General features: G+C 34.9%; 4 protein-coding genes and 1 pseudogene. 2 read left to right on the top strand and 3 right to left on the bottom strand.

Going from position 1 to position 4,779, the window contains the following annotated elements; translation table 11 throughout:
- Window positions 1–152: pseudogene (locus tag EWV84_RS09600) on the bottom strand (photosystem II q(b) protein); the annotation flags it as partial.
- Between the two features lie 185 nt (window positions 153–337).
- Here EWV84_RS09600 and cynS point away from each other — a divergent pair.
- Complete coding sequence (gene cynS, locus EWV84_RS09595; RefSeq protein ID WP_012264521.1) at window positions 338–775, top strand: cyanase; 438 nt, start codon at window positions 338–340, stop codon at window positions 773–775.
- Window positions 776–1,506: 731 nt separating this feature from the next.
- Window positions 1,507–2,880: a helix-turn-helix domain-containing protein gene (locus EWV84_RS09590; RefSeq protein ID WP_287077820.1), complete on the top strand. Its 1,374-nt coding sequence runs from the start codon at window positions 1,507–1,509 to the stop codon at window positions 2,878–2,880.
- A gap of 44 nt (window positions 2,881–2,924) precedes the next feature.
- On the opposite strand, the gene EWV84_RS09585 is transcribed toward EWV84_RS09590, so the two are convergent.
- Both EWV84_RS09585 and EWV84_RS09580 read right to left on the bottom strand, forming a co-directional pair.
- Window positions 2,925–3,170, bottom strand: coding sequence for a type II toxin-antitoxin system HicB family antitoxin (locus tag EWV84_RS09585; protein ID WP_287077819.1), 246 nt, complete (start codon window positions 3,168–3,170; stop codon window positions 2,925–2,927).
- Window positions 3,171–3,173: 3 nt separating this feature from the next.
- Entirely contained in the window at window positions 3,174–4,109 is a 936-nt protein-coding gene (locus EWV84_RS09580) for an SH3 domain-containing protein (RefSeq protein ID WP_287077818.1), read from the bottom strand.
- Window positions 4,110–4,779 lie beyond the last annotated feature (670 nt).

The following is a 4,779-nucleotide window of genomic DNA, read 5'->3' as shown; positions in this document are numbered from 1 at the left end:
GCGATGATGAAGCAGGTGGTGGCGGTGAGCAGGGTGGGGATCATGATGACACCGAACCAACCGATGTATAAACGGTTGTTGGTGCTGGTGATCCACTGACAGAACTGCTCCCACAGGGAAGCGCTCTCGCGCTGTTGTAGGGTGGTGGTCATGGTTGGATAATTTCTGTATGTATTTGGTTGTCAAGGTTCTTTGTTTGACATGAGATAATACTATCGGCTTTTTATAGTTATGTAAAGGGGTTTTAAGGAATGTTTTTTTATCAATGTCATAACTTTTCCTTATATAATTGATTTTGAGGTAAACTAGAAGCAGACAAATTCTGCAAAAATAAGCGATGATACCCGAAATTACTGCAAAACTGTTGGAAGCGAAGAAGGAAAAAGGCCTGAGTTTCGCTGACCTAGAAGCGATTCTAGGACGAGATGAGGTGTGGATTGCCGCTGTTTTTTACCGGCAAGCGAGCGCCTCCCTAGAAGAAGCAACGAAAATTGTGGCAGCTTTGGGACTGGGAACCGAAATCGTCGCATCCTTAACCGAGTATCCTGTCAAGGGATTGGGTCCGGTTGTCCCCACTGACCCCCTGATTTATCGTTTCTATGAGATCATGCAGGTGTATGGAATGCCCCTAAAATCGGTGATTCATGAAAAATTCGGCGATGGTATTATGAGTGCGATCGATTTTACCCTCGACGTGGATAAGGAGGAAGACCCTAAAGGCGATCGCGTTAAAATTACCATGTCGGGTAAGTTTTTACCCTATAAGAAGTGGTGAGTACGGCCAAAGTCAACGGTAAGGGATTTCTATTCCTTGCCGCTCTTGCTATTTTTCTTAACAAAACTTAACAATTGACGGCAAAATTTTCCTTGCTTTTGTCGGCAGATTTTGGGATAATATTTTTAAAAGACTTTATTCATAATGGAAATCTAAGCAGTTGGTGATAAACACAAATATCCAATTATAAGAGAATCATAACCCAAGCCGCCGCCAAAGTCAAGGGATCACTCCTAATTATTCTGTGAAACTTCTAATTCCTTGAGCGGTGAGGGTTTGGGGAGACTTTTCAGTGATCAGTAAACAGTAAACAGTATATTTTGAGCCAGAAATACAATCACAAACTCGTCATGAATATGTTGATGGAAAAATTATTGCTATGACAGAATGTACATCTATAGCGTTTCCTGTTCACAAGAGGTACATTCTCAATCCTGAAAAGCTTAATCAACAAAGGTTAAAGTGTGCCTCGCAGATGCGAGAACCGCTATAACTTAAATAATCAGCCAACAGTAGTACAAAAATGTTATTGCTGATATACTAAAATCTGTACTATCACACATTTTCTTTAGATTGGCTAAATAAAGCCTTGAAACTGCTTAATTACTTAGGATACATCGCAGTCTTGAGTTTAGTCAGTCGGAAAAGTCGGAACTTACAGCCAAACAATTGATCTGAAATATCGGAAATATCAGCTAAAATAAGTAAAAAACTTACCTAATCTATAGTCCATGTTTCAAGCTAATCTATCTAATACGGTGTTAAATCTCTTAGATGAGTTGGTTTTTGCCAAAACAGATCAACATCTAGACTATCTTCAAAAAACTATCTTGCAAGGGACCTTAGAAGGTTACAAATACTCAGAAGTTGCCAAAGAATCTCATCTTAGTGAAGGTCATATTCGAGATAGTGCTTCAGAATTATGGAAAATTTTGTCAGAAGTTTTAGGGGAAGATATTACTAAATCAAATATTAGAGCAGTTTTAAAGAAATCTCAGTTCTATAATCATATTTCATCAGGTAGAGATTTTGTTTCTCTTAATAATGTCAATCTCTGTACTTCTAATCTATCTGCGTCTAATGGCAATAACCACCAATCTCAACCTGACAATAATCGTACCTATTTAGATTTAGGTCATATTCCTGAAATAACTCAATTTTATGGGAGAGTTGCCGAATTAAATAATCTAGAAACTTGGATAGTTGCGGAGAAATACCGTTTGGTTACTGTGTTAGGTTTAAAAGGAATTGGTAAAACCACCCTTTCTTTGAAACTGGTTGATAAAATCAAAAATAGTTTTAATTATGTTATTCGCAGAAGTTTGTATTTTTGTCCAAAATTAGATGAACTTTTAAGTGAAATTTTACCATCTATCAATCCTCAATTAAAGCTCTCTCAAAGTCTTGACAAGAAATTAAATTTATTCTTAGAGTTAATAAAAAGCCATCGCTGTCTGATTATTCTTGATGATTTACAAAGTCTATTTGACTCTAAAAAACTAGCAGGTAATTATCAAAAAGATTACCAGGATTATCAACTATTGTTTAAAAGCATTGCTGAAGTCAATCATCAAAGCTGTTTACTGTTGTTGAGTCAAGAAAAACCTATTGATACGACTTTTTATGGACAGAAAAATAAATTCATTAAAACATTAATCGTAGAAGGTTTAGGAGAAGATGCAATAGAAATTTTGCGCCATCATCATCTATCAAATGAAGACAGTTGGCAAACCTTAATTAAACGTTATCAAGGTCATCCTCTTTGGTTAGAATTAGTTGCCAGTTTTATTCAAGAGACATTTTTAGGTAAGGTTGCTGACTTTTTAGAACTTAAATACCCGATTGCCGAAGAAACTTTAGAGCAGACTTTATTAAGTATTTTACAAAGTTTAACAGAATCAGAGAAACTAATGCTAACAGAATTAGCAAATTTTAATCAACCTATTTCCATTAAAGAAATGATCGACCAAACTTCTCTAGCTTATACAGATTCTTTGAAAATAATTCAATCTCTAATCAGACGAATAATAGTGGCAAAAGATGAGAACGCTCTATTATGTTTAAATCCTGTTTTTAAAGCTTATGTAATTAATCATCAAATCTAGATATGAGTCGAAAGCAAGAGAAATTTTAGCTAATTTTATCGCAATCATAATAGTTTACGAAATTCTACGACGGTCAAATAGTTACACCTGCATTTTAATTTCAGGAATTTCCCCATCTTGCCAGCGTTTTTCCAAGGCTGCAAGATACTCATTGCATCTTGTATATTAATTAATGCCTCTTCCTCAGTGTCTCCCTCAGACCAACAACCAGGGAGTGCAGGAACGCCAACAGTAATTCCTTCTTCAGAACGATAAAGGACAATTTTGTATTTCATCACAATAGCGATCACAATTTATCTATAAAGCCGTGATATCATCCAATCAACAAACGACTTTAATGTCTTGAGTATCCAATCAGGAAAGTGTTCTCTTTCTGGTATTGAATCTTCACTATCACCACACTGTTGAACAAGTTTAGCACCTGTCTCTCTCCCTTGTTGAGATACATATAAATCCCGTCTATCTACAGCTTCTATAATTTTATCTTTATCTGATTTTGGTAAATCTTTCCAACCAGATTCACAATAAGAATCTGGATGTGTTTCATAGGCAAACTTACGAAACTCATCAGATTGAAGCTCTAATTTTGCAAATAATTCAGGATCGGATTTTAACTTATTTTCCATTTTCTGCTGTAAAGACTTCCCGACATTTTTGAGAAATTCTTGCCCTTTTTTAGTCAAATTAGGATAAGTTTCATTCATAAATCTAGTCAAGTATTTATGTCCAAACTCTAAGTAATAATCTGGTGGTTGCTGACCAGGATTTCTTTTCATAAAATCGTCATAGCGAAATTGATAGTAATCTAGATTTCCCAACAATTCTGGTGGATAAGTAGTAGGAATAATAGAACCATAATCAGCGCAATTTGTTGAACTTTTTTCTTCAAAAATATCAATACAGTCAGGCATGACCCATCCTTGTAGTTTAGTATCTTGATCAAATACCAAATACCAAAGATGATCTGCTTCATCTCTAACCCAAGCAAACTTTAAAGAAGGTGGAATCCGAACAACGTCAATATAAGTACCTGATTTCAAACAATGAATAATCTTGGCATTTATTGATGGTTGCGTTCGGAAATTAACACAACTACTACCTCTTACTTTATGAGAAGAAGTTTCACCATCAAATTTTTGAGCTAAAACTGGCAAAATTATATTTACGTTAAGAGAAGCTGTTAATAATCCTAACATAATATTGAGATTTAAAATAGATATTTTAATCATAATATAACTCTCCGATTCAAAAATTTAAATTTTCAGGTTTTCCATAAATTGACAGGATTATCAACTAGAAACAGAGTAACCATTCAGGGATAGTATCATCTACTGCCAATTCCCAAGCTTCCTATGGAGAAATTAAATCTCCAGTGATCTTCCAAATTCCGCTCTACTCTCTGATGAATGGCTATTCGCTCACCGATGAGTAGGGATTCCCTGTTTTTTTAGATTACCTAAATCAAGCCTTGAAATTGCTTGATAACTTAGGATACATCACAGTCTTGAGTTTAGTCAGTCGGAAAAGTCGGAACTTACAGCCAAACAATTGATCTGAAATATCGGAAATGTCAGCTAAAATAAGTAAAAAATTTACCCTGACAGGGGTACATAAAAGGCTATAACCTAGACAGGACAAGCTTTTTTGCAATGGAATCTGTAAAATTCGGAGGATGAAAGAATAGCAACAATAGTCAGTAGATGGAAAAGTTTTTGTCCAATAGCGATCGCTAAATGATAGGGGCTAAAAAATTAGGGATTTTCTTAGTATTTATGTACTCAGAGAACGACTAATGATAAGTAAAAGTTATCTATATCTAGATTGACTAATCAAAGAAAAAATCGCTCAAAAAAAACCTAAAAATGTTTGAATAAAATCAATAAACTTCAGCAATAAATT

This window comes from Microcystis sp. M_QC_C_20170808_M3Col, assembly GCF_007095505.1.
GTDB lineage: Bacteria > Cyanobacteriota > Cyanobacteriia > Cyanobacteriales > Microcystaceae > Microcystis.
Note: the sequence above shows the minus strand (reverse complement) of the source record. Positions and strands in the feature narration are given on the sequence as shown.